This is a genomic window from Microbacterium sp. MYb45 (genome assembly GCF_002979655.1).
GTDB lineage: Bacteria > Actinomycetota > Actinomycetes > Actinomycetales > Microbacteriaceae > Microbacterium.
This window is the reverse complement of record NZ_PCPG01000001.1, coordinates 814,900-838,352: the sequence shown is the minus strand read 5'-3', so window position 1 is coordinate 838,352 and position 23,453 is coordinate 814,900. Positions and strand designations below refer to the sequence as shown.

Here is a 23,453-nt window from a genome sequence, read left to right as displayed (position 1 = left end):
CCTTTCACAGGTCATCTGCCGCACGGCCGCCGGTCTCCGGCGGTGCGGCTGCCGTCCGAGGACGGCGGAGGAATCGAATGAGCACGAGGATCAGGACCGCTGTGGCCGCCCCGCCCGCGCCGATGAGCAGCACTCTGAGCGCGCCGCCCGATTCTGCGTTCTGATCCGTCTGCTCCGACGCGTCCGCGGTCGCGGCCGTCGCATCGCCGGTGTCTGATGTCTGTGCCATCGGATCGGCGTCTCCCACGGTGAAGGGGATGACCCCCGCGATGGGGTGACCGTCTTCCGAGACGACCTGCCAACGCACCTGGTAGCCGCCGGTCGGCAGCCCGGGTGCGAGCGACGCGGTGACCGTGCGTCCGGCCACTGTGACGTCGCCGGCGACCCAGTCCTCGCCCGAAGCATCGACGACCAGGACGACGGCCCCGGTCAGAGACTCATCGAGCACGAGGAGCTCGCCCGAGAACGTCATCGTGATGTCCTCCGGCGGGGTCGTCAATCGTTCGTCGGCAGCGGGTGTGCTGGAGATCAGCTGGTCGTGGGCGGACGCGGGCGTCGCGATCGCGAGGGTCGCGATCGTCGCCAACGCCAGCCCGGCCGCGATCCTGCGGACAGGGGACATGGGAATGGCCTCTCATCGGACGTCGCCGGAGCGACGAGCGTGCATGCGTTCAGAGCCCGCGCGCATCGAATGCGCGCGGCGGGACACAACACTCGGCCGGGACCGGCCGAGGATGCGGATCAGATCGCCGCGGTGAGAGGTGGGGCTCGGCCGCGCAGAGTCGCGAGGAGAACCAGATCGGATGCGTGCGCGACATCGAACCGGCCGTGGAGTCGGTGGGCGACGCGAAGAGCCGGAAGAGTCAGCAACTGATCGGCACGACGTCGTACCCACCGCACCAGCTGGACCGCGAGGTCGCGCAGCGCGAGCAGCAGGCGTTCGCCGCGGTACAGCGCGGCCACGGTCAGCAGACCGGCGAGCGCGTGCCCGAGCCACATCGAGGCGTCAGCGGTGGCGACTTCGGGGATGCCGTTCACCGCCGGCAGCACGAGGGGTGTGCCGTGCACGTGCGGCGTCGAGACGCCGGACGGGGTGACCGTGCCGAGGACGAAGAGCACATGGAACAGGAACTGACTCGCGGCGACGGAGATGCCGAGGCGGATCAGCGACAACGAGCGGCCCGCGAGCAGCACGCTGATCATGAACGAGAAGACCCAGGGGACGAGGATACCGACGGCACCGGGCATCTGCCCTCCGCCGGAGACGTGACCGGCCAGTGCGATGAAGATCGCGAGTGACGAGGCAGCGAAGCCGCGGACGACGGCTGGCTTCCTGGACTCGGTCACGGTTCCAGTCTGGCATGACCTCCGCGACGTCACCGGCGGCTTCGACCGATCGTCCTGGAATCGCCACGGTGCTGTCACCGCGTCTCCTGGACTGTGCCCCCACCCACCGAAGAATGGGCAGGATTCGCGTTCGACCAGTGAGCCGGGAGTCCGCGTCTCACGTCATCCGTTGAGGTGAATCGTCGCGCTGTTCGGCGCCCGTGCGGGGGAGACGGAGGCGGCCGGGAGCACTGTCCTGGGGCCGCCCAGCGCGCGGAGCGCGTACAGGATGGTCGCGAGGTCGACGAGTTCCTGGACGAGCGCCCCGACGACAGCGGGGATGAGCCCGGTCATCGCGACGATCATGAGTCCGATGCTCAACCCGATGCCGATCCAGATCGCGGTGAGAGCGACCCGCAGCGTGTGACGACCGATCGAGACGGCGTCGACGAGCTTCGCCAGCGAATCGACGAGGATCACGACGTCGGCGGCATCGCCAGCTGCCGTCGCGCCCTTGGCTCCCATGGCGACGCCGATGTCCGCGGCGGCCAGGACGGGTGCGTCGTTGACGCCGTCGCCGACCATCATGACCGGGCGCGGTTGCAGCTCAGCGGCGAGAGCGACCTTCTCGGGCGGCAGCAGTTCAGCGTGGACCTCGGAGATGCCCACCTGATGAGCCACCGACTCCGCCGTCGGGCCGACATCGCCCGTGAGCATGACGATGCGATCCACCTCGTGTGTGCGCAGCCACGCGATGACAGCCGCTGCTTCGGGCCGCGGATGGTCGGCGAGGACGAGCACCCCGGCGAAGCGACCGTCGACCGCGACGTATGCTGCGGCCTGGCTCAGCTCGAGCGTCGCCCGCGCAGTGTCGGGCGCGAGAGCCGCCACGTAAGCGGGCTTGCCCACCACCACGTCTCTTCCGTCGATCTCGGCGACGACACCGTTCGTGGCCTCCTCGCGAGCTTCGGCGGCGCCGAGGAGCGTGATTCCGCGCGCCTCTGCTGCGCGGCGGATCCCCTCGGCGAGCACGTGCGTCGAGTACTGTTCCGCCGAGGCGGCGAGCTGCAGGACCTCATTCGCGCCGAAGCCGTTCGCGGGCCGGACGTCGACGAGCTCCGGTCGGCCCTGAGTGAGCGTGCCCGTCTTGTCGAACGCGGCCGACCGCACACGGGCGATCAGCTCGATGACGGCCCCTCCCTTCATGATCACGCCTGTCTTCGCCGCACGCGAGAGGCCGCCGAGGAACGCGACCGGGGCAGCGATCAGGAGCGGGCAGGGAGTCGCGAGCACGAGGACTTCGGCGAATCGGGATGCCTCGCCCGATACGGCCCAGGCCGTCCCTGCCAGGACGAGTGACACCGCGGTGAATGGAATCGCGAAGCGGTCGGCCAGGCGGACCACCGGCGCGTGGGAGTCTTCCGCGGCGTGCACGAGCGCCACGATCTGCTGATACTGGCTGTCCGCGCTGCTGCGGACGGCCCGGATCCGCACGGCACGGCTTCCGTTGATGGACCCGGACAGCACCTCGTCTCCGGATTCACGTGACACGGGCATGCTCTCACCGGTCAACGAAGACTCATCGAACGTGCCTGATGACGTGAGGAGCTCGCCGTCGACCGGGACGATCTCGGACGGGCGCACGAGGAGTATGGCGCCGACGGCGACCTCGTCGACGGGCACATCCCTGACCTCATCCGACTCCGCGGACTCCGCGTGCACGAGCACGTGTGCGATGCGCGGAGACCGATCCAGCAGAGCCGAGAGGTCACGCTTCGCTCGACGGCCGGCGAAGTCCTCGAGGGCCTCTCCGCCGGAGAGCATGAGCACGATGATGAGCGAGGCGATGTACTCGCCGACGGCCAGCGTCGCCACCATCGCGACCACCGCCAGGATGTCGAGGCCGACATGGCCGCGGAGTACGTCGCGCACCATTCCGACGAGGGTCCAGACGACGAACACCGCCACGTAACCGGTGGCGACCCAACGTCCGAGGGCCGGGGCATCGACCGCGTTGAGGACCAGCACGCTCACGAACACGAGGACGGTCGTCGTGATCGCCGGATATCGCCAGAGCACGCGGAGAAACCTCATGCCCCAGCTTCCCGCGTATCGGTGCGCACGTCCACCGCGGCGGAACGACTCGCGGATGCAGCGCGAGACGCGTCAGACGTCGGCCGAGTTGCGGCGGGCGTCCGTGGGCGTGATGCCCTGGCGTGCATGGACGATGAGAACGGGACAGTGCGCATGTTCCGCGCAGGCGGCGCTGACGGATCCCAGGAGCATTCCGACGAACCCGCCGTGCCCGCGGCTGCCGAGAACGAGCATGCTGCAGTTCTCGCTCAGTCCGATGAGGGTGCGCGCCGCAGAACCGAGCAGCGTCCGACGCATCAAGCCGTCAGGCGGGCTCTCTCCGAACGCTTCGCGGATGCTCTCGTCGAGGACCTCTTCGGCGTCGTTCTCCGGCGACCATTCGATGGCCAGATAGGGATCGATGGGCGGTGCGGTCCACGTCGTCACGGCCTCCAACGGTGTGTGCAGCGCTGCGGCGATGCGCGCGGCGTAGCGCAATGCGTCGATGGACGAGACGGATCCATCGACGCCGACGACGATCCGGTCGGTCTGTGTGTTCTCCATACGGCCACGATCGCTTGTACGGACCGTCGCCCTCGGGACGAAGGTCATATCGAGGGAGCGCTGGGCCGTGGGACCAACGACTCTGCTCTCCATCGATCCGGGGGAAGACCCTGACGGTGTGCAGCGACTACACACCGAACGGAAGGAAAGGCCATGGCCCTTGAGACAGACAGAGATATGGACCTGAAGCTCCTCGTGAGCGATGAACTCGAATGGACACCGGACGTGGACGCCGCCGGCATCGGTGTCGCCGTGGCAGCGGGGACTGTGACGCTGTCGGGCGAGGTCGGAAGCTATGCGGAACGCTTGGCAGCGAAGAAGGCAGCGCTCCGGGTCCGTGGCGTGCGCGCGATCGTCGACGACCTGACGGTGCACCCGCGGTCGGCGTTGCCGGTGACCGAGACCGACATCGCGAAAGAAGTCGAGCGGGCGTTGGCGTCGTCGTCGAACGTCCCGGATACGGTGAAGGCGGAGATCAGCGGGCACGATGTCACCCTCCTCGGAGAGGTCGACTGGGATTTCCAGCGCGTCGCTGCGAAGCGCGCGGTGCAATATCTGCGCGGTGTGTTCACGGTGAACAGCATGATCACGCTCCGGGAGCGCCCTTCCGCTGAGGACACCGAAGAGCGCATCTCGAATGCGCTCACGCGGAACGCGCAACTCGATGCCGAGAGGATTCACGTGACGGTCGACGGCAGCACGGTCACGTTGACGGGAACGGTGAGGTCGTGGGCGGAGCGTCGCCAGGCGACGAACGCGGCTTGGGCCTCCCCGCACGTGACGGATGTGGACGACCAGATCGAAGTCGGTGGCTACTGAGGGAGTCGTGCTGTCTTTCCGGCCGCGCCGGGAGAGGATTCCGAGGTTGCGAGGGTGAACGCTCGGCCGTCGACGGAGTCGGGCAGGATGCGCACCCAGCGATCCTTCTCCTCGGGCGCCCAGGGACGGACTCCGAGGCGCTCAGCGGCGAGCACATCGCCGTCTCGGTCGAACTCCTCCGCGGAACCTTTCACGACCACGCTGAACGCTTCCTCGGCATCGAAACCGTCGACCTCGAAGGCGATGCCGCTGTGGATCGTCAGCTCCAGGAGCTTCGTCCCCGCCGAGGTCCTGAAGACGATGACGTGTCCGTCGACCCGGTGGTTGACGGGGAAGATGTCCACCTGCCCCGCCGCTGCGGCAGCGATACGACCGTAGGGAGCCCCGGCCAGGCGTTCCCAGCATTCGTCCTGCGTCAGCATTCGCGTCGGTGGACGCTCGATCTCCTCCATGGTGAGCCACCTCCAGATGTGTGTCGCCTCTGATCCGGGTTCCGTCGCGAACCTGGAGAGGCCACGCTTCCGTGGACTCGCGGGTTCCTCGATGCGGACATGGTGACATCGTGCGCGCGCCGACGACTCCACGATCAGAGTCGAAGGTCCCACCGCCCCTCCGACCGAGGTGAGGCTACGGCGACCCCTCTCCTGACCCGGGAGGACCTTCGGCACTGAGATGTCACGCACACGGGTGTGAGGTCGGCTCATGACGAGAACCCCTCCCCGAAAGGAAGCGCGATGATATCGCCCGGGACGACGAGCTGGCCGAGCACCGAGGTGCGGGAACTGTCACACGCGAAGCTCGAGACGGTGAATGCCTGGTGGCGTGCGGCGAACTATCTCTCGGTCGGGCAGATCTACCTGCTGGACAACCCTCTGCTGCGCGAGCCACTCACGCGTGATCACATCAAGCCCCGTCTTCTGGGGCACTGGGGGACCACCCCTGGCCTGAACTTCATGTACGCCCACTTAAACCGCGTGATCCGGGAGCGGTCGCTCGACGTCCTCTTCGTCGCGGGACCCGGGCATGGTGGTCCCGGTATGGTCGCCAACGCCTATCTCGACGGCACGTACAGCGAGGTGTACGACGCGATCGAACGCACCGAGGACGGCGTCCGAGAACTGTTCCGGCAGTTCTCGTTCCCCGGAGGGATACCCAGCCATGTGGCTCCGCAGACACCGGGGTCGATCCACGAGGGCGGCGAGCTCGGCTATTCCCTCTCCCACGCGTACGGCGCAGCGTTCGACAACCCGGATCTTCTCGTCGCCGCGGTCGTCGGGGACGGCGAAGCCGAGACCGGACCGCTGGCAACCGGGTGGCACTCGAACAAGTTCCTCGATCCTCTGCACGACGGAGTGGTACTGCCGATCCTGCACCTGAACGGCTACAAGATCGCGAATCCGACGGTGCTCGCGCGCATCCCCGAGGAAGAGCTGCTCCAGCTCATGCGGGGCTACGGGCATACTCCTCACCTCGTCTCCGGAGGTTTCGACGGCGAGGACCCGATCGAGGTTCACCGGCGATTCGCACACACCCTGGATGAGGTGCTCAACCAGATCGCGCAGATCAAAGCTGATGCGGCGTCAGGTGCGCTCCGCACGCGTCCGGCATGGCCGATGATCATCCTGCGTACGCCGAAAGGGTGGACCTGCCCGAAGGAGATCGATGGCCACCCGGCAGAGGACAACTGGCGTTCGCACCAGGTGCCGCTCCGCGACGCTCGCGACACCGAAGCGCACACGCGGCTGCTCGAGCATTGGATGCGGTCATACCGGCCGGAGGAGCTGTTCGATGATGACGGTGGAGTGCGGGACTCGGTGACCGCGCTCGCGCCGGAGGGCGATGCCCGGATGAGCGCCAACCCCGTGGCGAACGGCGGACTGCTGCGGAAGGATCTGGTGCTCCCCGACTTCCGCGACTATGCCGTCGACGTCCCGTCTCCGGGAGGGTCCGTCAGCGAGGCGACTCGCGTGCTCGGAACCTGGTTGCGGGATGTGATCGCGGCGAATCCGAAGGACTTCCGCATCTTCGGCCCCGACGAAACCGCATCCAACCGTCTCGATGCCGTCTTCGAGGTCACGGACAAACAATGGAACGCCGCGGTATGGCCGATCGATGAGGACAACCACCTCGCCAGGACCGGACGAGTCGTCGAGATGCTCAGCGAGCACCAATGCCAGGGGTGGCTGGAAGGCTATCTTCTGACCGGACGCCACGGGGTCTTCAACTCCTATGAGGCGTTCGTGCACATCGTGGACTCGATGTTCAATCAACACGCCAAGTGGTTGAAGACCTCTCGAGGCATCGCTTGGCGGCGTCCCATCGCCTCACTGAACTACCTTCTCAGCTCCCACGTCTGGCGTCAGGATCACAACGGGTTGTCGCACCAGGACCCGGGTTTCATCGACCACGTCGTGAACAAGAAGGCCGACGTGGTGCGCGTCTACCTCCCGTTCGATGCGAACACTCTGCTGTCGACCTACGACCATTGTCTGCGTTCCGTGGACTACATCAACGTCGTCGTGGCGGGGAAGCAACCGGCTCCGAACTGGTTGACGATGCGAGAGGCCGTCGAACACTGCACCCGGGGCCTGGGGATTCTCGAATGGGCGGGGAGCGAGCGCGCAGGTGAGGAGCCGGATGTCGTCCTCGCCGCTGCGGGCGACGTTCCGACGTTGGAAGTCCTCGCGGCGGCAGCCCTCATTCACGAGCACATGCCCCGGCTGAAGGTGCGCGTCGTGAACGTCGTCGACTTGATGAGGCTCCAGAGCGAGGGGGAGCATCCGCATGGCCTCAGCGACCGCGAGTACGACGCCGTCTTCACCGAGGACAGGCCGGTGATCTTCGCGTACCACGGCTATCCGTGGCTGATCCATCGCCTCACTTACCGGCGACACGGACACGACAACCTCCACGTGCGCGGGTACATCGAGGAAGGCACCACGACGACCCCGTTCGACATGGTCATGATGAACGACATCGACCGATTCCACCTCGTCATCGATGTCATCGATCGGGTGCCGGGCCTCGCATCCGCACAAGCGGGGCTGCGGCAGGAGATGCAGGATGCGCGCCTCCGTGCGCGAGCGTACACGCGTGCGCACGGTGAGGATGCGCCCGAGATCGCGGGGTGGACCTGGAGCCGCGCGCACTCCCGGCGGGGCGACCACCGCGCGAGCGCAGGACCGTCCCTGAACGATGAGCACCTCGACCAGAAGGAGTAGCACCATGACATCTACCACGCACACCGACGACGGCGACCTGCAACGAGCCGTCCAACTCGAGCTGGAATGGACCCCCGATGTCGATGACGCCGGGATCGGTGTCGCGGTCGAAGACGGCACCGTCGCACTCTCCGGTGAGGTCGACAGCTATTCCGAGCGCCTCGCGGCGCGTCACGCAGCCCTTCGTGTCCGCGGCGTCAACGCCGTCGTCGATCGCCTCAGCGTCCCATCGTCGCTCGAGGAATCCATGACAGACACGGCGGTGGCGGAGGAGGTGGAGCACGCGCTCCGTGCTGCCGCCGATGTTCCTCCCGGCGTGAAGGCAGTGATCGACGGCGGCGACGTGACCCTGATGGGGGAGGTGGACTGGGACCACGAGCGTCGTGCGGCGAAGCGGGCGGTACAGCACCTGACCGGCGTGCGAACCGTGAACAGCATGATCACCCTGACTGCGCGGCCCTCGGCGGCGGACGCAGAAGAGCGGATCCGCGGAGCGATCAGGCGCAACGCACTGGTCGACGCGCACACGATAGAGGTCGTCGTGTCCGGCACTTCCGTCACGCTCACCGGAACCGTCCGATCATGGGCGGAGAAGAATCAGGCCGCTGAGGCGGCGTGGGCCTCGCCGCACGTGACGGAGGTCGACAACCGCATCGTCGTTCATCCCTATTGATGCGGTCACACGGACGGCGCCCCCGGTGAGCCGAGTCGGGCCATCCGCTCCGTCTCGAGCACGGCTGCCTGTGTGCGGCGTTCGAGACCCAGCTTGCTGAGCACGGAGGAGACGTAGTTCTTCACGGTCTTCTCCGCGAGTCCCAGACGAGCGCCGATCTGGCTGTTGGTCAGCCCCTCGGCGATCAGTGCGAGCGTCTGCTTCTCACGGAGGTTCAACGATCCGTACCGAGGGTCCTCGGCGCGGGCATCGCGCACTCGATGGGCGACCTGCCGCACCATCGAAGGATTCAGGAGAGACCTCCCTGAGGCGACATCACGCACAGAACGGACGAGCTCGTCGGTGTGCAGCGTCTTCAGCAGGTAGCCGGCCGCATCGCCGATGACAGCAGCGACGAGCGCGTCGTCATCGTCGAATGCCGTCAGGATCAGGCAGCGCACGCTCGGATGGGATTGGCGGATCTGACGACACAGGTCGATTCCACTGCCGTCGGGGAGATGCACGTCCAGGACAGCGACGTCCGGGAGCGTCTCGGCGATCCGGACGACAGCCTCGCTGTAGGTCGTGGCTTCCCCGACCACCGTCAGCTCGGGGTCGAGCGCGAGGATTCCCGCGATGCCGCGGCGCACCACTTCATGGTCGTCGACCAGGAACACTCGGTGCATTCGTCCCTCTCTTCGCTGTCGGTCAGCGGGACAGAGCCACGCGCACGCCTGCGCGTGGATTACACAGTACAGGCGCGGCCGACGGCGAGCATCGGCGGGGTCACGGCGCGGGAGCGGGCACGGGCCGTTGCGTGGGGGCGTGGATGACGAGCGTCGGACAGTGGGCGTGCGCAGCACACGCCGCGCTGACCGAGCCGAGCAGCAGCCCGGCGAAGCCGCCATGGCCTCGACTGCCGACGACGAGCATCGAGGCGTGCTCGCTCTGCTCGATCAGCACCTCCGCGGCCCGGCCCGGTAGGACCGTGCGGGTCAATCGTTCCGGTGGCGACCCTTGGAAGGCTTCGAGCACGGCGTCGGCGAGACACGTTTCGGCCTCCCTCTTCGGGGACCACTCCGTGCCCGGGTCGAAAGGATCGACCATCACGGGATACGTCCAGGTCGTGACGGCGACGAGGGGGGTGTCGAGTGCGGCAGCGAGTCGCGCGCCGAAGGTCAGCGCTTCGACGGATGCCGAAGATCCATCGACCCCGACGACGATGGGGAGGTGTTCGGTGTCAGGTGTCATCCGCCCATGCTGCTCGCCCACGCAGAATGGCACAGAGTCGAACGTCCCGCGCGGTCGTCCGGATTCACGCTGTGGGGTCGGCCGGGCGTGCGGGCACGATGAGGACCGGCGCGTTGATGTTCACCAGGATGTCCTGGACGACGGGGCCGACGGAACGTTCCCCGTCGTGGACATGGCCTGCGCCGATCACGATCAGCGCCGCGTTCCTCGATGCATCGAGCAGTGCTTCCGCGGGTGGACGCGCCGTCTCGCGTGTTCCCCGCATGGCCCGCGGCGCCAGACGGCTCACAAGGGAAGCCGCCTGCTCGATCGCGGATCCCGCGGTCTCCACGGGAGCCGGAACGATCCCGGCGAAGGACGAGTGGAGGATCTGCAAGGGCTCCCCGCTCTGGACGGCTTCGGCTGACGCGGCTTGGACGATGCGCTCGAGCAGGTCGTCGTCTTTGACCCCGGCGATGATCCCCGACCGGAAGCGCAGATCGACCTGCGGTATGACGGCGACGGTGCACCGCACCGACGAAGCGATGCGAAACGCCATCGTGCCGAACACGCGGCCGTGGATGAATCCCGTCTTTCCCGTGCCGATCACGAGAACGTCATCGTCCTCCACGATACCGGCCAGCGCTTGCGGCACCGGACCCGGGGGGAGCACGACGTCTGTCGATGTCGGCGGGTCGGATCGGGCGGCGACGGCATCCCTCTTGGACGACACATGCACTCGGACGAGTGGGACGCCCGCGGCCGAAGCATGCGATTCCGCCCACGCGGTCGCAGCCTCCTCGGCGCTGTTTCGTTTGAGCCCCAGGACATATCGCGCAGGCATTCGGTGCCGCCCTCTCTCCGGTGGAAACTCATCGTCCGACGGGGGACCTCACGTTAGAAGAGTCGAAGGTCCTGCGCGCCGCGTTCGGGAGTAGTGTCAGCAACAACTGCCGCGGAAAGTGGGGGTGATGGACGACGAATCTCTTCAGTTCCCTGACCAGCGCCGCTCCGAGCTGGAGAGCACGATCGGTGAGCTGGTCGAGCGCGCTCAACGGGTACTCACCGCCCAGGGGCGATTGCGCAGCCTGCTGCGCGCGAGTCAGATCGTCGTGGAGGACCTCGAGCTCGAACAGGTGCTCCGCCACATCGCCGAAGCGGCTCTGACCCTGGTGGACGCGCAGTACGGTGCGCTCGGTGTGATCGATCGCGCAGGGCGACTGGAGCAGTTCATCCACGTGGGGATGCCGCACGAGGTCGCCGTGATGATGGATCATCTCCCGGAGGGGCGCGGCATTCTGGGCGCGGTCATCGAGAGCGAGCATCCGATCCGGTTGGAAGACCTCGGCACGGATCCGCGATCGGTGGGCTTTCCCGCACATCACCCGGCGATGCGCACTTTTCTCGGGGTGCCGATCCGGGTGCGTGGCGAGATCTACGGGAATCTGTACCTCACCAATCGCGTCGGCGGTGAGTTCACCGATGAGGACGAGGAGCTGGTGCTCGCGCTCGCGACGACGGCCGGGATCGCGATCGACAACGCCCGCCGCTACGAGGAGTCGCAGCGGCTTCAGCGACTGAGCCGCGCCCTCGCAGAGATCTCCGCGGCCCTGCTCGCCCCGGATTCCGGCGATGTCTTCGGTGTGGTCGCAGAGAAGGTCGCCGCGGTGATCGATGCCGATCTGGTGCTGTTCGTGGCTCCGGGGCCCGGTGGCGGGCGCAGCCGGGTGACGACTGCTCGGGGGCTCGGCGCCGAGAAGATCCAGGGGACGGATGTCCCCGACGGCGACTCCTTGATCGCACGCGCGATGAGCGGGGCAAGCGTCGTCTCCAATGCCGACCCGGCCGAGTCTCCGTCCTTCGACTCGCATGTCTCAGGAGGGGCGACGATCGCTGTGCCCCTTCTGGTCGCGGGCGCGCCCGCAGGAGTCCTGTGCGTGGTGCGTAACGCGAAAGGACCGCGGTTCTCTCCCGAAGACCTGTCGATGCTCTCCGAGTTCGCCGCGCAGGCCGGCCTCGCTGTCGCGCTGGCTCAGGCTCGCGCCGACCGTCAGCGGCTGGATCTGATCGAGGACCGTTCGCGCATCGCGCGCGACCTTCATGACAAAGTCATACAGCGGCTCTTCGGAACGGGGCTCGGCTTGCAGGCCCTGGCCGCCGCCCTGCCCGCGCACGCCGCGACCCTCTCCGCTCACGCCGGAGACATCGATGCGGCCATCTCCGATTTCCGCACGGCGATCTTCGCCCTCCAGGCTGCGGATGCCGAGTCGGTCCGTCATCGTCTGCTGGGTGTGGTGAGCGAGTTCACGCCGATCCTGCAGAGTGCGCCGCGGGTCGTATTCGCCGGACCCGTCGATCTGCTCGTCACAGGCGTGCTCGCTGAGGATGTCATCGCCGTCGTGCGCGAGTCGCTCAGCAACATCGCGCGTCACGCGCGGGCCACGACATCGGAGGTCAGCGTCTCCGTCACGGCATCCCATGTGACCGTCGATGTCGATGATGACGGGATCGGTATACCCGAGAATCCGGCGCGTGTCAGCGGCACGGCGAATCTCGAGATGCGCGCGCGTGCTCACCTCGGCACGTGCAGTATCGGGGTTCGAGACACGGGCGGCACGCGGGTGCATTGGCGGGCACCGCTGCCGGCGGATTCGACGGAGGCCCGATGATCCGGGTGTTCCTCGTCGACGACCACAGCGTGGTCCGTCGTGGGATCTCGCAGATCCTGGACGCCGAGCACGGGCTCGAAGTCGTCGGAGAATCTGGTTCGGTCCGCGGAACTCTCGGGCGCGTGGCCGCGACCGTGCCGGACATCGTCGTCCTCGACGTACGGCTCCCGGACGGGAGCGGGGTCGACCTCTGTCGCAGCATCCGATCGGAACACCCCGGCATCCGGTGCCTCATGCTCACCGCATTCGACGACGACACTGCGAGCGCCGCCTCTGTGGTCGCCGGCGCCTCGGGATATGTGTTGAAGACGATTCGTGGATCCTCGCTCGTCGACTCGATTCGCCGGGTCGCGAACGGAGAGGATCTGACGCCCCCCGCAGTCGCTGAGCGCGTCCGTGCCCGGCTCGCGTCACGAGCGTCCGCCCCTCCTGCCGCCGACATGCCCTTGAGTCTGCGGGAGCGCCAGATCCTGCGGCTCATAGCGGAAGGGCTGACGAACCGTCAGATCGGCGAGCATCTCGGTCTCGCCGAGAAGACCGTCAAGAACTACGTCTCGGCGCTGCTCGCGAAACTCGGCATGCAGCGACGGACACAAGCGGCTGTCTACGGCGCCGCAGAGCGCTTCTCCGCTCGAGCGACAGGGGATCGCTCCGATCGGTCGTGAGCGTTCCACGGGACGTTCGACCCTCGCCGCGCCGCCGGCGCCAGGGAAGCTCCCCGTATCGGGGGACCTCGCCGCCGACAAAGGAGCATCATGGCCGACTCGACCTTCGCGCAGTCACGTCCACTCACCATCGGACCAGCTGACCTTCATCTCCCACCGACGCAGCCGATCGACATCAGTGATCTCATGCAGGCGGGACCACGACCATGATGACGGAACCCGTGCCGAATCGTGCCCCGAACGCGGAGATCGTCTTCGAGTCGTTCTTCGGCAACACCCGCCGCGTGGCCGAGGCGATCGCCGACGGCATGCAGGAGCATCTCTCCGCCGGACTCGTCGACGTGCGACAGGCGAAGCCCGCGGGGCACCACCAGGTTCTGGTGGTCGGAGCGCCCACTCATGCCCATTCGTTGAGCAGACCCGCCTCGCGGCGAGAAGCGGAGATCTGGGCCAGAGACCCCGGCAAGCACCTGGTGCTCGAGCACGGCAGCCAGGAGACGGGGATCCGGGAGTGGATCGAGACCGGCCCCACGGCGACCTTCGGATACGCCGCGTTCGACACGCGCGTCGACATGCCGAGGATCTTCACAGGGTCGGCAGCGGCCGCGATCGCGAAGCGACTTCAGAAGACGGGAAGGCGGGAGCTGGTCCGCCCCGAGAGCTTCCTGGTCGACAAGGACAGCCATCTCCTCCCCGGTGAGCTCGAGCGGGCACACGCCTGGGGAGCCACGATCGCAGTCGCCGTACTGTCGACACAGCTCGCCGCGAGTGGCCAGCAACGACCATGACCGCGGCCACGAGTATGAGCGCGGCGACGTTGAGGTTTCTCGGTGCCGCAGACACGGTGACGGGGTCGCGCTACATGCTCAGCACGCCGTCCGCACGGATACTCGTCGATTGCGGGCTGTTCCAGGGATACAAGGTGCTCCGAGAGCGCAACCGCGCTCCGCTCGCCGTTCCCCCACGCACCATCGACGCCGTCGTCCTCACGCACGCACACCTGGATCACTCCGGCTACCTGCCGGCCCTCGTCAGAGAGGGCTACCGAGGCTCTGTGTATGCAAGCGAAGGCACGGCCTCCCTCTGCCGGATCATGCTCATCGACAGCGCACATCTGCTGGAAGAAGAAGCACGGCATGCGGCGAAGCACAGATGGTCTCGACATGAGAATCCGACACCGCTGTACACGGTGAAGGATGCAGAGCGTGCTCTGGAACGGTTCGTCGTGGTGCCGGAGGGGGAGGAGACGCACATCGCCGGTGCGACCACCGCGGTCCTGCATCCGGCCGGTCACATCCTGGGAGCGATGAGTGCGTACATCGATGTCGGCGAGCGGCTCGTGTGCTTCACGGGTGACCTGGGGCGGAGCGACGATCCACTCATGCGACCTCCGCATCCCTTCGAAGGTGCGGACATCCTCGTCACCGAATCGACCTACGGAAACCGAGCGCACAGCCCGGTCGATCCCGAATCGCAGTTGGGAGATGTCGTCCGGCGCACGGTTCGTCGCAACGGTGTCGTCCTCATCCCCGCGTTCGCGGTCGGCCGCACCGAGACCGTGCTGCTCCACCTTTCTCGATTGCGCGAGCGCGGCGAGATCCCCGACGTGCCGATCTACGTGAACAGTCCGATGGCGATCAGCGTCGCCGACGTGTATCGCCGGCACCCCGAGGAGCATCGTCTCTCCGCGGATGAGGTCGAACGCCTGTACGACCTTGCGACTCCGGTCCACAGCGTCGACGACTCGAAGCTCCTCAATCTGCGCGGGGGCCCGATGATCATCATCTCCGCCAGCGGGATGCTCGCCGGAGGGCGGATCCTGCACCATCTTCTGGCCTACGCCCCCGATAAGCGCAACGCGATCGTCCTGACCGGCTTCCAGGCCGGCGGCACACGCGGGGCGCGGTTGCTCGCCGGGGAGCGCACACTGCGCGTTTTCGGCAGGGACATCGCCGTCGGGGCCGAAGTCGTCTCGATCGATTCGATGTCTGCACATGCCGATGCCGACGGGATCGTCCGCTGGATGCGCGCGGCGGAACGGGCGCCCGATGCGGTGTACGTGACGCACGGCGAGCCCGCCTCCGCGGACACACTGCGGCTGCGGATCGAGCGCGAGCTCGGGTGGCCGGCGCGCGTACCCGACCACGGTGAAGAAGTTCGGATCTAGCCCCGGTCGGCCCCCGGTCGTTCCCGCAGGGGCGCCTCCACTGAAAGGAACCGCACATGGAAGAGAGCATCCTCGTCGGAGTCGTCGACAGCCGCGCATCCCAGCGGGCTGTCGAATGGGCGGCGCGCCGCGCCGAGGAGCGGCTCAGCAGGGTCGAACTGATCTCAGTCGTGGGGGGCGCGATCGGTGCGGTGGGCGAAGGGAACGTCGTCGCAGAGGCGATCGGACTGACGCGCGCACTGCTCGCGCGCGAAGCAGAGCGGGTCCGAGCCCACGGTGTGAAGGCGGACATCAGAGTCGCACGCGGAAACCCCGTGGAGGAGCTGATCGACGCGTCCATGGTGTTCGATCTTCTGGTCATCGGGAGTGACTTCCAGGGATCGGATACGGAATCACGGCGTGGCCCCCACGGTATCCGAGTGGCCGCCGGTGCGCACTGCCCGGTGGTCGTCGTGCCGGACATCGACCTCTCCGGTCGGAGAGGGGTAGTGGTGGGGGTCGACGGTTCCTCGATCTCTCGGAAGCTGATCGACTTCGCCGCGGCCGAAGCGGCGATCACCGGGGATCCGCTCACGGTCGTCAATGCTTGGGTGACGGTTCCGTTGCCGCTCAACATGTCCGCTTATCCGGCGGACTACCTCAGGGGCATGCAGAAGCTGACGGAGGATGCTCTCGCGGAGTCCTTGGCGGCGATTCCCCGACTCCACCCGCAGCTGGAAGTGCGTCGAGTCGTCGAGCGAGGCTACGCCGAGGTCATCATCAATCGGCTCGCAAGCGACGCTCGCCTCGCCGTCATCGGCTCGCACGGGCGCGGAGCGATCGCTCGCTTCCTTCTCGGGTCGACCAGCCAGGCGATCGTCTCGCGACCATCCACAGTGACAGTGATCGTCCGGTGACCGACGTGAGTTCGGTCTCTGCGCCCGTCGGTCCGTCGCAGCAGGACCTTCGGTCCGTGCGGGAGGCGCCGCAGGCTTCAGGCTTCAGGCTTCAGACACCCACGATTTCGTCAAGGAGGAATGATGCGAGCAGCAGTCGTCACAGAGTTCGGTGCGCCGGCGCAGGTGGAGGAGCGCCCGGTGCCGGAGCCCGGTCCGGGACAGGTACTGGTCCGCCTGGAGACGTGCGGACTATGTCACACGGATATCCATGCGATGCGAGGAGACTGGCCGGTGAAGCCCACCCTCCCGCTGATCCCGGGGCACGAAGGCGTCGGAATCGTCGAGCAACTCGGCACGGGCGTCACCAACCGTGCTGTCGGGCAGCGTGTCGCGATGCCCTGGCTCGGTCACGCCTGCGGTGAGTGTCGGTACTGCGTCGACGGGCGAGAGAACCTCTGCGAGAGCCAGTACAACAACGGCTATGCGGTCGATGGCGGCTACGGCGAATACATGCTCGCGGACTCCCGCTTCGCCGTCGCCGTTCCCGAAGGCATCACCGCCATGGACGCCGCGCCGCTCACATGCGCCGGCGTGACGACCTATGCCGCCATCAAGAATGCACGGGTCACGCCGGGGGAGACCGTGGTGATCTTCGGCGTGGGCGGGCTCGGGCATCTCGCCGTCCAATACGCTCGCCTGGTCGGTGCGAAGGTCATCGCCGTCGACGTCACCGACGAGAAGCTGGAGCTGGCGACGGAGCTGGGAGCGGACCACGTCATCAACGCCCACGACACCGACCCGATCACCGCGATCCGCAGCCTCGGTGGAGCTGACGTCGTCGTGGTGCTCGCCGTCGCTCCCGCGGTCTTCGATCAGGCGTTCTCCTCTCTGAATCGCGGGGGTCGTCTGGTCCTCGTATCGCTGCCGGCCGGCGGGGAACTGACTGTTCCGATCTTCGACACCGTCCTGAAAGGCATCAGCATCATCGGTTCGATCGTCGGCACGCGACAGGACCTCGCTGAGGTGTTCGCTCTGCATGCCGCCGGGCGCACCAGAGTCGTCACAGAGGCCCGCGAGCTGCAGCAGGTGAACTCGTCCGTCGACGAGGTACTCGCCGGTGCGGTTCCCGCGCGCCTCGTGTTCCAGTACCACACCGCCGACATCGTGCCCGTCTGAGGCGCCGCTGCCCTTGCTCGACGATCCCGCCCACGCACCGACGATCCGCGCGCCTCGCCGATGACCGCGGGCGACTGTCCCACCCGATAGTGTGTGGGCAACAGAGCAGCGAGGAGCCCCGGATGAGTGCCCAGATCGTCGATGTCGACAACTTCACGCGGGTAGAAACCGACACGATGATCGACCGGATGCTGCCGATCATCGGCGGGGTGGGCGTGTTCCACCACGACCGTGCGCTCCCGCCCCTGGAGCAGCAACCGGTGATTCGACAGAACCGCGACACGCTCTATTCGGTCGCGATCATCGATCTCAGTGGGGGCCCCGTCACCCTCACGCTGCCGGAGGTCGGAGACCGGTACGTCTCGGTCATGATCATCAACCAGGACCACTACATCAACCGTGTCTTCCATCGGGCCGGCTCCTATCCCCTCACGATCGAGGAGTTCGAGACCCCGCACGTCATCGCCGCGGCACGCATCCTCTTCGACCCGGCAAGTCCGAGCGACCTCGAAGCGGTGAATGCGATCCAGGACCAGATCACTCTCACCGCGAGCGGTACGCAGGAGTTCTCTCACCCCGAATACGACCACGACAGCTACGTCGAGGTTCGCGAAGCCCTGCTCGTGCTGGGCAAGACGATGGGTGGACTGTCGGGATGCTTCGGAGCGAAGGAAGACGTCGACCCCGTGCGTCACCTGGTCGGCACGGCGCTCGGCTGGGGTGGCCTTCCCGATGCGGAGGCGTCGTACATCAACATCGACCCCAAGCTTCCCGTCGGCCGCTACACCATGACCTTCCGAGACGTGCCCGCCGACGCGTTCTGGTCGGTCAGCGTCTACAACGCGGCCGGCTACTTCGAACCCGGGCCGATCGGCGCCACGAACGTCAACTCGGTGTTCGCCACCAAGAACGAGGACGGATCGACCACCGTGCGCCTCGGCGACCACGGCGACGATGCCGCGAACTCCATTCCCCTCCCGGAGGGCTGGAACCTCCTGATCCGGCTCTACCGGCCGCGGCTCGGTGAGCTCGCCTCATGGAAGCTGCCGGAGATCATCGCCGGCTGACCACACCCCGGCGGTGCAGACCTCGCCGTCTTCGAGCATCAGGAAGGCGCTCGTGGCGCCCGCTTGACCTCGTCGTACGCCGCGAGGGCGGCCTTCCTGGTCTCACCGAGGTCGACGATCGGTTCGGTCGGTGCTTCGGAGGCCCACTGCGAGATGTAGAGCCCCTGCGGGTCGAACTTCTTCGCCTGCAGCTCGGGATTGAAAACGCGGAAGTACGGGGCCGCATCGGCACCGGAGCCCGCCACCCATTGCCAGTTGAACGGGTTGTTGGCCTCGTCGGCGTCGACGAGCGTGTCCCAGAACCACTCCTCGCCGAGTCGCCAGTCGATCAGCAGGTTCTTCACGAGGAAGGAGGCCACGACCATCCGGACGCGGTTGTGCATGTAGCCCGTGTGCCAGAGCTCCCGCATTCCCGCATCCACCAGCGGCACTCCGGTCTCGCCGTGCTGCCAGGCTTCCAGATGCGTGGGATCGAGGGGCGGCCAGGGGAATGCGTCGAACTCGCGACGCAGATTCCGGGTCGCGAGGTCGGGGGAGTGGTACAGCGTGTGCCAAGCGAACTCCCGCCAACCGAGCTCGGAGAGGAATCCGCCGGCACCGTCCACGCCGACGGCCTCGTGCCAGACCGTGAAGGGGCTGATCTCTCCCCAGCGCAGCCGCGGGGAGAGCAGCGAGGTCGCACCGGCAGCGGGTTCGTCGCGCGCGCGGTCATACGAGGGGAGGTCGTGAGCGAGGAACTCCGTGAGGCGTCGCCGGGCGGCGGGTTCCCCAGGCTCCCAGGTGTCGCGCAGGCCCCCGGCCCAATCCGGCCGGGTGGGCAGCAGATCCCAGTCGTCGAGAGCATCGGAGGCGGGGACATGATCCGGGCCATCGACTGTCCGTGGCTCCGGAAGCGGCGCGCGTGGTGCCGGCAGCGCGAGACACGCGCGCCAGAACGGGGTGAAGACGGAATAGTGCGTGCCGCTGCCGGTCGTCACGGTCCACGGCTCGTGCAGCAGGGATGCTGCGAAGGACGCGACCTCGAGCCCCTCGGCCCGGAGTGCCGACTTCAGCGATGAGTCGATCTCGCGCTCGGCGCCCCCGTACCGTCGGTTCCAGAACACGGCGCCGGCGCCGACATCCGCCACCGTCTCGCGCACGACGCGCGCGGCGGGGCCGCGCCGCCGCACGAGTGCCCCGCCGCGCTCACGCAGACGCGCGTCGAGCGACGCCAGCGAGTGGTGCAGCCACCAGCGGGCTGCGCCGCCGAGGGGGCGGATGCCCGGCGACTCCTCGTCGAGCACATAGAGCGCGATGACCGGTTCACCTCGATCGATCGCGGCGCGCAACGCCGGATTGTCGGCGAGGCGGAGGTCGTCGCGGAACCACACCAGCGAGGGGGATGTCATGGGACCATTCTCTTCGAGCTCACGGGCATGGTCTGTCTCTCAACGCCGACGGTGGTTTCGGCGGGGCGTCTCGCCGCCGGTCGACCACAGCGCCCACAGCACCAGGACCGGCTGCAGGAACAGCCGGCCGAACCGCCGAGCATCCGTGTCGAGTCCCGGCGTCGAGCGCTTGGTCTGCCACTGGTGGATGTTCCCGGGCATCACGGCGACGAAGAATGCGGCCGTCGCCCAGCCGATGCGGCGGCGCTCCTTCGGTAGCGCGAGGAGCCCCGCCGCGAGCGCGACCTCTGCGGCGCCCGAGGCGATCACGATCGTGTCCTTGTCGAGCCTGGTCAGGCGAGTGGCCCAATCGGGCACCACGACCCGGAACCCGCGGGTGCTGAGGAAGTGGCCGACACCGATCGCGCCGAGCGCGACCGCCAGGATCCATCGTGCGACTGCTCTGTCCATCCGTTCACGCTACGTGATGTCCAGAGCTCCGGCGTCACTCCGCGGCGGGCATCCTGGTGCGCTCCCACGAGCGGAACCCGTCGACGATCTCCGGCGTGTGCGTGTGGTGGAGGTAGTGCGTCCCATCGAGCGGCACGACCGTTCCATCGTCGACGGCCGCGGCCTGCTCCTCGTGCAGATCCACCCAGGTGGGGACCGTCGGATTGTCGGCCACGACGAACAGCAGCAGGGGGAGGTCTTCGGGGAAGCTCGTGCCGAGCGCATCCTCGAAGTTCGCGTGGAGCAGAGACATCGCGTTCAGGTAGGTGGGGCTCAGCGTGTTCCGGTTGGTGAGCAGGGCGAACTGCTCCTGCGCCTCTACGGAGTAGACGGACTCGTCGTAGCCCGTGCCACGGAACGATGCGATCAGTCGCACCAGCCCCAGGTTCTTCGCCGCACCGAAGAGCCCGACAGGCAGCTCGGTGTCCGAGCCGGGCTGTCCGGGGACGCTGCTGTCGATTCCGACGAACGCCCGCACCTCATCGGGATAGCGGTTCGCGAACTGGATGCCGTATATGCCGGCGATGGAATGCCCCATCAAGACGTAGTCGTCGACGCCGAGCTCCTGCAGAGCGGAATGCGTCTCGGTCACGATGTTGTCGGTGGTGCGGGCGCGATCCGTACCGTCGCTCAGCCCGTAACCGAACGGCTCCACGACGATCACGCGATGGTCCTTGGCCAGCTCGGTGACGAGCGGCTCGAAGTCGAGCACCGGGGATGCGGTGCCGAAACCCGGGAGGAGAACGATGTCCTCCGAGCCCTCACCGGTGATCATGACGTTCATCTCGTGCCCGTCCACGGTGACCTTCTGCCCGTACGGCTCGATGCGATCCTGTTCGACCGCGGTCGCCACCGCATTGCCGACCGTGGTGGCCACCAGTCCGACCGCGATGACGGCGACGACGGACGTGAGTGCGATGAGCACTCTCTTGACGGGCTTCTTCATGCCGACCTCTCTCGGCGCACGCGCTGTGCGCCCTCATCCCAGCGTGCCGCGCGGCATCCGCCGCCGCGTCGCCCTGCCGCAGACAAACGTGTACTGCGATCGCAGTACACACAGCTCATCCCGGCGGAGGATCCGGGAGTCGGCGTCGCGGTGAATACTGGTGTGATGCCGGCACCTCGTCCTCCAGGAATCGCGGCGCCGCTCTCCGACCTGATCGCTGTGGTCGTGGTGGTCGTGTTCGCCGTGTCACCCTTCCCGGACGAGGCGTTCCGCGCGACGGGATGGCTGCTCGTCGTCGCCCTCGTCCCCGCGGCCGCGATGCCGTTCCGCCGCCGGCATCCCCTCGTCGTGCTCGTCGTCAGCCTGCTGTGCGCAGTGGTCCTGGCATTCGCGGGTGTCCTGTCGCCGAGCGCGCTCATCGCCATGGCGATCAGTGCCTACGCCGTCGTGGACCGTCGAGGGCGACTCGTCGGGATCATCGCCGTGACCTCGGCGACGGCGATCGTCTTCTTCTCGAACGCGATCCCGCTCGGCGGGGATCTCTTCGATGCCCGCGCGCTGCAGTTCGTCTTCATCATCGCCCTCGCCGGAGCACTGGGGGACGCGACCAGGTCACGACGCGAGTTCGTCTCCGCCATGACCGAACGCGCGGAGCGGGCCGAGCGGGGGAGGGACGAGGAAGCGCGACGACGTGTCGCCGAAGAACGGGTGCGCATCGCGCGCGATCTGCACGACGTGGTCGCGCACCAGATCTCGGTCATCAGTCTCAATGCGGGCGTCGCGTCATCCGCGTTGGAGACCCGCCCGGAGCGTGCGCGGGAGGCACTGAGCACCATCCGCCGTTCCTCTCGCACCGTGCTCGCCGACATCGGTGGGCTGATGGCGCTGCTGCGCTCCGACGATCCGGATGATGTTCGCGACCTTCGTCCGCAGGTCGGCCTCGCCGGTCTCGACGAGCTGGTCGTGCAGTTCCGCGAGGCGGGGCTGCGCGTCGATCTCCAGGACGATCCCGATCGGCCTGCTCTGTCGCCGGCCAGTGATCATGTGGCTTACCTCGTGGTCCTCGAAGGATTGACGAATGCGCACAAGCACGGAGCGGATGGCGCGGCGACCGTGCGGCTCCGAGCGGACGGCGGGTCGCTCCGTGTCGTCGTCGACAATCAGGTGGCGACGGAATCCGAGGCGGTGTCGCGTGCGGGTGGCCACGGGCTGCGTGGACTGCGCGAGCGCGTGGTCGCGGTCCGGGGAGATGTGCAGACCGGCCGCGATGGAAGCGCGTTCCGCCTCGAGGTGCGGATCCCCCTCGACGGAGGTGCACGATGATCCGGGTGCTCGTCGTCGACGATCAGCCGTTGGTGCGGCAGGCGGTCCGCGACATCCTCGTCGACGGCGGCATCGAGGTGGTGGGCGAAGCAGCGAACGGGCGTGAGGCGGTGTCCGCGGTGCGCGAGTCGATGCCGGACGTCGTGGTGATGGACATCCGGATGCCGGAGCTCGACGGCATCGCCGCCACCGCGCAGATCATGAGCGCGGCGCAGTCCACCGCGACCCGCGTGCTCATCCTGACGACCTTCGAGGAGGACGACTACGTGGTCGCCGCACTCCGCGCCGGTGCGAGTGGCTTCATCGGCAAAGGGGCCGAGCCGGACGACATCGTCAGCGCCGTGCGAGTGGTGCACCGCGGTGAGGCTCTCCTGTCCTCGGCGGCAACACGGTCGCTGATCGAGCGCTCCGTGCTGCCGCAGCATCCGCGAGCCGATGCCTGGCACACCGAGCCGCTGCGACAGCTCACGGAGCGGGAGCGCGAGGTGCTGCTCCTCGTGGCGGGCGGGGCGTCGAACCAGGACATCGCGAACAGCCTCGTGATCTCACCGCACACCGCGAAGACCCATGTGAACCGCATCATGTCGAAGCTGCACGCACGCGATCGTGCGCAGCTCGTGATCCACGCGTACGAGTCGGGGATCATCGTCCCCTCGCGCGGCGCCGACCAGCCGGGCTGAGGGTGACCGACGGCGGCACCGGTCACGGTGTCCGACACCGTCGCGAAGCGGTCAGGACCCCGTGATCATGCGAGTAACCTGGACACCGACCCAGATGGAGAGTTTCTGTGCCTGAAAACG

General features: G+C 67.4%; 23 protein-coding genes. 12 read left to right on the top strand and 11 right to left on the bottom strand.

Annotation, left to right across the window (positions count from 1 at the left end; translation table 11 throughout):
* Window positions 1-4: 4 nt before the first annotated feature.
* The 4 genes from CQ034_RS03985 to CQ034_RS03970 form a co-directional block, all read right to left on the bottom strand.
* Window positions 5-622 carry a copper resistance CopC family protein gene (locus CQ034_RS03985; RefSeq protein ID WP_105710005.1) on the bottom strand — a complete coding sequence of 206 codons (618 nt, stop codon included), beginning with the start codon at window positions 620-622 and terminating at the stop codon, window positions 5-7.
* A gap of 119 nt (window positions 623-741) precedes the next feature.
* Window positions 742-1,347 (bottom strand): hypothetical protein, encoded by a 606-nt coding sequence (locus CQ034_RS03980; protein WP_105710004.1) that lies wholly within the window; start codon window positions 1,345-1,347, stop codon window positions 742-744.
* Window positions 1,348-1,509: 162 nt separating this feature from the next.
* Complete coding sequence (locus CQ034_RS03975) at window positions 1,510-3,420, bottom strand: heavy metal translocating P-type ATPase (RefSeq protein WP_105710003.1); 1,911 nt, start codon at window positions 3,418-3,420, stop codon at window positions 1,510-1,512.
* Between the two features lie 72 nt (window positions 3,421-3,492).
* On the bottom strand, window positions 3,493-3,963 hold the full coding sequence (locus CQ034_RS03970; protein WP_105710002.1) for a universal stress protein: 471 nt from the start codon (window positions 3,961-3,963) through the stop codon (window positions 3,493-3,495).
* Between the two features lie 153 nt (window positions 3,964-4,116).
* On the opposite strand from CQ034_RS03970, the gene CQ034_RS03965 reads away from it, so the two are divergent.
* Window positions 4,117-4,782, top strand: coding sequence for a BON domain-containing protein (locus CQ034_RS03965; protein ID WP_105710001.1), 666 nt, complete (start codon window positions 4,117-4,119; stop codon window positions 4,780-4,782).
* On the opposite strand, the gene CQ034_RS19520 is transcribed toward CQ034_RS03965, so the two are convergent.
* Window positions 4,776-5,234, bottom strand: a complete 459-nt coding sequence (locus CQ034_RS19520; RefSeq protein ID WP_181156201.1) for a pyridoxamine 5'-phosphate oxidase family protein — start codon at window positions 5,232-5,234, stop codon at window positions 4,776-4,778. The two genes, CQ034_RS03965 and CQ034_RS19520, sit on opposite strands and share 7 nt — an antisense overlap.
* 282 nt (window positions 5,235-5,516) lie before the next feature.
* Here CQ034_RS19520 and CQ034_RS03955 point away from each other — a divergent pair, with 282 nt between their 5' ends.
* Entirely contained in the window at window positions 5,517-8,003 is a 2,487-nt protein-coding gene (locus CQ034_RS03955) for a phosphoketolase (protein WP_105709999.1), read from the top strand.
* 4 nt (window positions 8,004-8,007) lie between these two features.
* Complete coding sequence (locus CQ034_RS03950) at window positions 8,008-8,676, top strand: BON domain-containing protein (RefSeq protein WP_105709998.1); 669 nt, start codon at window positions 8,008-8,010, stop codon at window positions 8,674-8,676.
* Between the two features lie 5 nt (window positions 8,677-8,681).
* On the opposite strand, the gene CQ034_RS03945 is transcribed toward CQ034_RS03950, so the two are convergent.
* The 3 genes from CQ034_RS03945 to CQ034_RS03935 all read right to left on the bottom strand — a co-directional run bounded on the left by CQ034_RS03945 (window position 8,682) and on the right by CQ034_RS03935 (window position 10,729).
* On the bottom strand, window positions 8,682-9,341 hold the full coding sequence (locus CQ034_RS03945; protein ID WP_105709997.1) for a response regulator transcription factor: 660 nt from the start codon (window positions 9,339-9,341) through the stop codon (window positions 8,682-8,684).
* A 100-nt stretch (window positions 9,342-9,441) separates the two neighbouring features.
* Window positions 9,442-9,906 carry a universal stress protein gene (locus CQ034_RS03940; RefSeq protein ID WP_105709996.1) on the bottom strand — a complete coding sequence of 155 codons (465 nt, stop codon included), beginning with the start codon at window positions 9,904-9,906 and terminating at the stop codon, window positions 9,442-9,444.
* 64 nt (window positions 9,907-9,970) lie between these two features.
* Complete coding sequence (locus tag CQ034_RS03935) at window positions 9,971-10,729, bottom strand: universal stress protein (protein WP_105709995.1); 759 nt, start codon at window positions 10,727-10,729, stop codon at window positions 9,971-9,973.
* A gap of 127 nt (window positions 10,730-10,856) precedes the next feature.
* Between CQ034_RS03935 and CQ034_RS03930 the strand changes: the two genes are divergently transcribed.
* The 7 genes from CQ034_RS03930 to CQ034_RS03900 all read left to right on the top strand — a co-directional run bounded on the left by CQ034_RS03930 (window position 10,857) and on the right by CQ034_RS03900 (window position 18,507).
* Window positions 10,857-12,554 (top strand): GAF domain-containing protein, encoded by a 1,698-nt coding sequence (locus CQ034_RS03930; protein ID WP_105709994.1) that lies wholly within the window; start codon window positions 10,857-10,859, stop codon window positions 12,552-12,554.
* Window positions 12,551-13,219 (top strand): response regulator transcription factor, encoded by a 669-nt coding sequence (locus tag CQ034_RS03925; protein ID WP_105710351.1) that lies wholly within the window; start codon window positions 12,551-12,553, stop codon window positions 13,217-13,219. The genes CQ034_RS03930 and CQ034_RS03925 overlap by 4 nt, the downstream gene beginning before the upstream one ends.
* 206 nt (window positions 13,220-13,425) lie before the next feature.
* Window positions 13,426-14,007 (top strand): flavodoxin domain-containing protein, encoded by a 582-nt coding sequence (locus CQ034_RS03920; protein WP_258134027.1) that lies wholly within the window; start codon window positions 13,426-13,428, stop codon window positions 14,005-14,007.
* Window positions 14,004-15,386 (top strand): MBL fold metallo-hydrolase, encoded by a 1,383-nt coding sequence (locus CQ034_RS03915; RefSeq protein ID WP_258134026.1) that lies wholly within the window; start codon window positions 14,004-14,006, stop codon window positions 15,384-15,386. Before CQ034_RS03920 ends, CQ034_RS03915 begins: the two co-directional genes overlap by 4 nt.
* Window positions 15,387-15,442: 56 nt before the next feature.
* Complete coding sequence (locus tag CQ034_RS03910; protein ID WP_105709992.1) at window positions 15,443-16,282, top strand: universal stress protein; 840 nt, start codon at window positions 15,443-15,445, stop codon at window positions 16,280-16,282.
* Between the two features lie 123 nt (window positions 16,283-16,405).
* Window positions 16,406-17,440, top strand: coding sequence for a zinc-dependent alcohol dehydrogenase (locus tag CQ034_RS03905; protein WP_105710349.1), 1,035 nt, complete (start codon window positions 16,406-16,408; stop codon window positions 17,438-17,440).
* A 122-nt stretch (window positions 17,441-17,562) separates the two neighbouring features.
* Window positions 17,563-18,507, top strand: a complete 945-nt coding sequence (locus CQ034_RS03900; RefSeq protein WP_105709991.1) for a DUF1254 domain-containing protein — start codon at window positions 17,563-17,565, stop codon at window positions 18,505-18,507.
* A gap of 38 nt (window positions 18,508-18,545) precedes the next feature.
* Here CQ034_RS03900 and CQ034_RS03895 read toward each other — a convergent pair whose 3' ends face one another.
* From CQ034_RS03895 to CQ034_RS03885, 3 genes are read right to left on the bottom strand one after another with little or no spacing between them, the layout of a single operon-like run.
* Window positions 18,546-19,895, bottom strand: a complete 1,350-nt coding sequence (locus CQ034_RS03895) for a deoxyribodipyrimidine photo-lyase (protein WP_105709990.1) — start codon at window positions 19,893-19,895, stop codon at window positions 18,546-18,548.
* A 39-nt stretch (window positions 19,896-19,934) separates the two neighbouring features.
* The gene (locus CQ034_RS03890; RefSeq protein ID WP_029263300.1) at window positions 19,935-20,345 is read right to left on the bottom strand and encodes a membrane protein; all 411 of its coding nucleotides are present in this window, start codon (window positions 20,343-20,345) and stop codon (window positions 19,935-19,937) included.
* A 34-nt stretch (window positions 20,346-20,379) separates the two neighbouring features.
* Window positions 20,380-21,330: an alpha/beta fold hydrolase gene (locus tag CQ034_RS03885; protein ID WP_105709989.1), complete on the bottom strand. Its 951-nt coding sequence runs from the start codon at window positions 21,328-21,330 to the stop codon at window positions 20,380-20,382.
* A gap of 165 nt (window positions 21,331-21,495) precedes the next feature.
* Between CQ034_RS03885 and CQ034_RS03880 the strand changes: the two genes are divergently transcribed.
* Window positions 21,496-22,653, top strand: a complete 1,158-nt coding sequence (locus tag CQ034_RS03880) for a sensor histidine kinase (protein WP_105709988.1) — start codon at window positions 21,496-21,498, stop codon at window positions 22,651-22,653.
* Window positions 22,650-23,333: a response regulator transcription factor gene (locus CQ034_RS03875; protein ID WP_105709987.1), complete on the top strand. Its 684-nt coding sequence runs from the start codon at window positions 22,650-22,652 to the stop codon at window positions 23,331-23,333. Before CQ034_RS03880 ends, CQ034_RS03875 begins: the two co-directional genes overlap by 4 nt.
* The last annotated feature ends 120 nt before the right edge of the window (window positions 23,334-23,453 follow it).

What these genes read in the sequence shown, in the direction of transcription:
- CQ034_RS03970 (WP_105710002.1), bottom strand. Translation starts at nt 3,963, where the DNA reads ATGGAGAACACACAGACCGACCGGATCGTCGTCGGCGTCGATGGATCC.
- CQ034_RS03935 (WP_105709995.1), bottom strand. Translation starts at nt 10,729, where the DNA reads ATGCCTGCGCGATATGTCCTGGGGCTCAAACGAAACAGCGCCGAGGAG.
- CQ034_RS03900 (WP_105709991.1), top strand. Translation starts at nt 17,563, where the DNA reads ATGAGTGCCCAGATCGTCGATGTCGACAACTTCACGCGGGTAGAAACC.
- CQ034_RS03910 (WP_105709992.1), top strand. Translation starts at nt 15,443, where the DNA reads ATGGAAGAGAGCATCCTCGTCGGAGTCGTCGACAGCCGCGCATCCCAG.
- CQ034_RS03955 (WP_105709999.1), top strand. Translation starts at nt 5,517, where the DNA reads ATGATATCGCCCGGGACGACGAGCTGGCCGAGCACCGAGGTGCGGGAA.
- CQ034_RS03890 (WP_029263300.1), bottom strand. Translation starts at nt 20,345, where the DNA reads ATGGACAGAGCAGTCGCACGATGGATCCTGGCGGTCGCGCTCGGCGCG.
- CQ034_RS19520 (WP_181156201.1), bottom strand. Translation starts at nt 5,234, where the DNA reads ATGGAGGAGATCGAGCGTCCACCGACGCGAATGCTGACGCAGGACGAA.
- CQ034_RS03875 (WP_105709987.1), top strand. Translation starts at nt 22,650, where the DNA reads ATGATCCGGGTGCTCGTCGTCGACGATCAGCCGTTGGTGCGGCAGGCG.
- CQ034_RS03915 (WP_258134026.1), top strand. Translation starts at nt 14,004, where the DNA reads ATGACCGCGGCCACGAGTATGAGCGCGGCGACGTTGAGGTTTCTCGGT.
- CQ034_RS03975 (WP_105710003.1), bottom strand. Translation starts at nt 3,420, where the DNA reads ATGAGGTTTCTCCGCGTGCTCTGGCGATATCCGGCGATCACGACGACC.
- CQ034_RS03925 (WP_105710351.1), top strand. Translation starts at nt 12,551, where the DNA reads ATGATCCGGGTGTTCCTCGTCGACGACCACAGCGTGGTCCGTCGTGGG.
- CQ034_RS03885 (WP_105709989.1), bottom strand. Translation starts at nt 21,330, where the DNA reads ATGAAGAAGCCCGTCAAGAGAGTGCTCATCGCACTCACGTCCGTCGTC.
- CQ034_RS03965 (WP_105710001.1), top strand. Translation starts at nt 4,117, where the DNA reads ATGGCCCTTGAGACAGACAGAGATATGGACCTGAAGCTCCTCGTGAGC.
- CQ034_RS03945 (WP_105709997.1), bottom strand. Translation starts at nt 9,341, where the DNA reads ATGCACCGAGTGTTCCTGGTCGACGACCATGAAGTGGTGCGCCGCGGC.
- CQ034_RS03940 (WP_105709996.1), bottom strand. Translation starts at nt 9,906, where the DNA reads ATGACACCTGACACCGAACACCTCCCCATCGTCGTCGGGGTCGATGGA.
- CQ034_RS03895 (WP_105709990.1), bottom strand. Translation starts at nt 19,895, where the DNA reads ATGACATCCCCCTCGCTGGTGTGGTTCCGCGACGACCTCCGCCTCGCC.
- CQ034_RS03920 (WP_258134027.1), top strand. Translation starts at nt 13,426, where the DNA reads ATGATGACGGAACCCGTGCCGAATCGTGCCCCGAACGCGGAGATCGTC.
- CQ034_RS03880 (WP_105709988.1), top strand. Translation starts at nt 21,496, where the DNA reads ATGCCGGCACCTCGTCCTCCAGGAATCGCGGCGCCGCTCTCCGACCTG.
- CQ034_RS03905 (WP_105710349.1), top strand. Translation starts at nt 16,406, where the DNA reads ATGCGAGCAGCAGTCGTCACAGAGTTCGGTGCGCCGGCGCAGGTGGAG.
- CQ034_RS03930 (WP_105709994.1), top strand. Translation starts at nt 10,857, where the DNA reads ATGGACGACGAATCTCTTCAGTTCCCTGACCAGCGCCGCTCCGAGCTG.
- CQ034_RS03985 (WP_105710005.1), bottom strand. Translation starts at nt 622, where the DNA reads ATGTCCCCTGTCCGCAGGATCGCGGCCGGGCTGGCGTTGGCGACGATC.
- CQ034_RS03950 (WP_105709998.1), top strand. Translation starts at nt 8,008, where the DNA reads ATGACATCTACCACGCACACCGACGACGGCGACCTGCAACGAGCCGTC.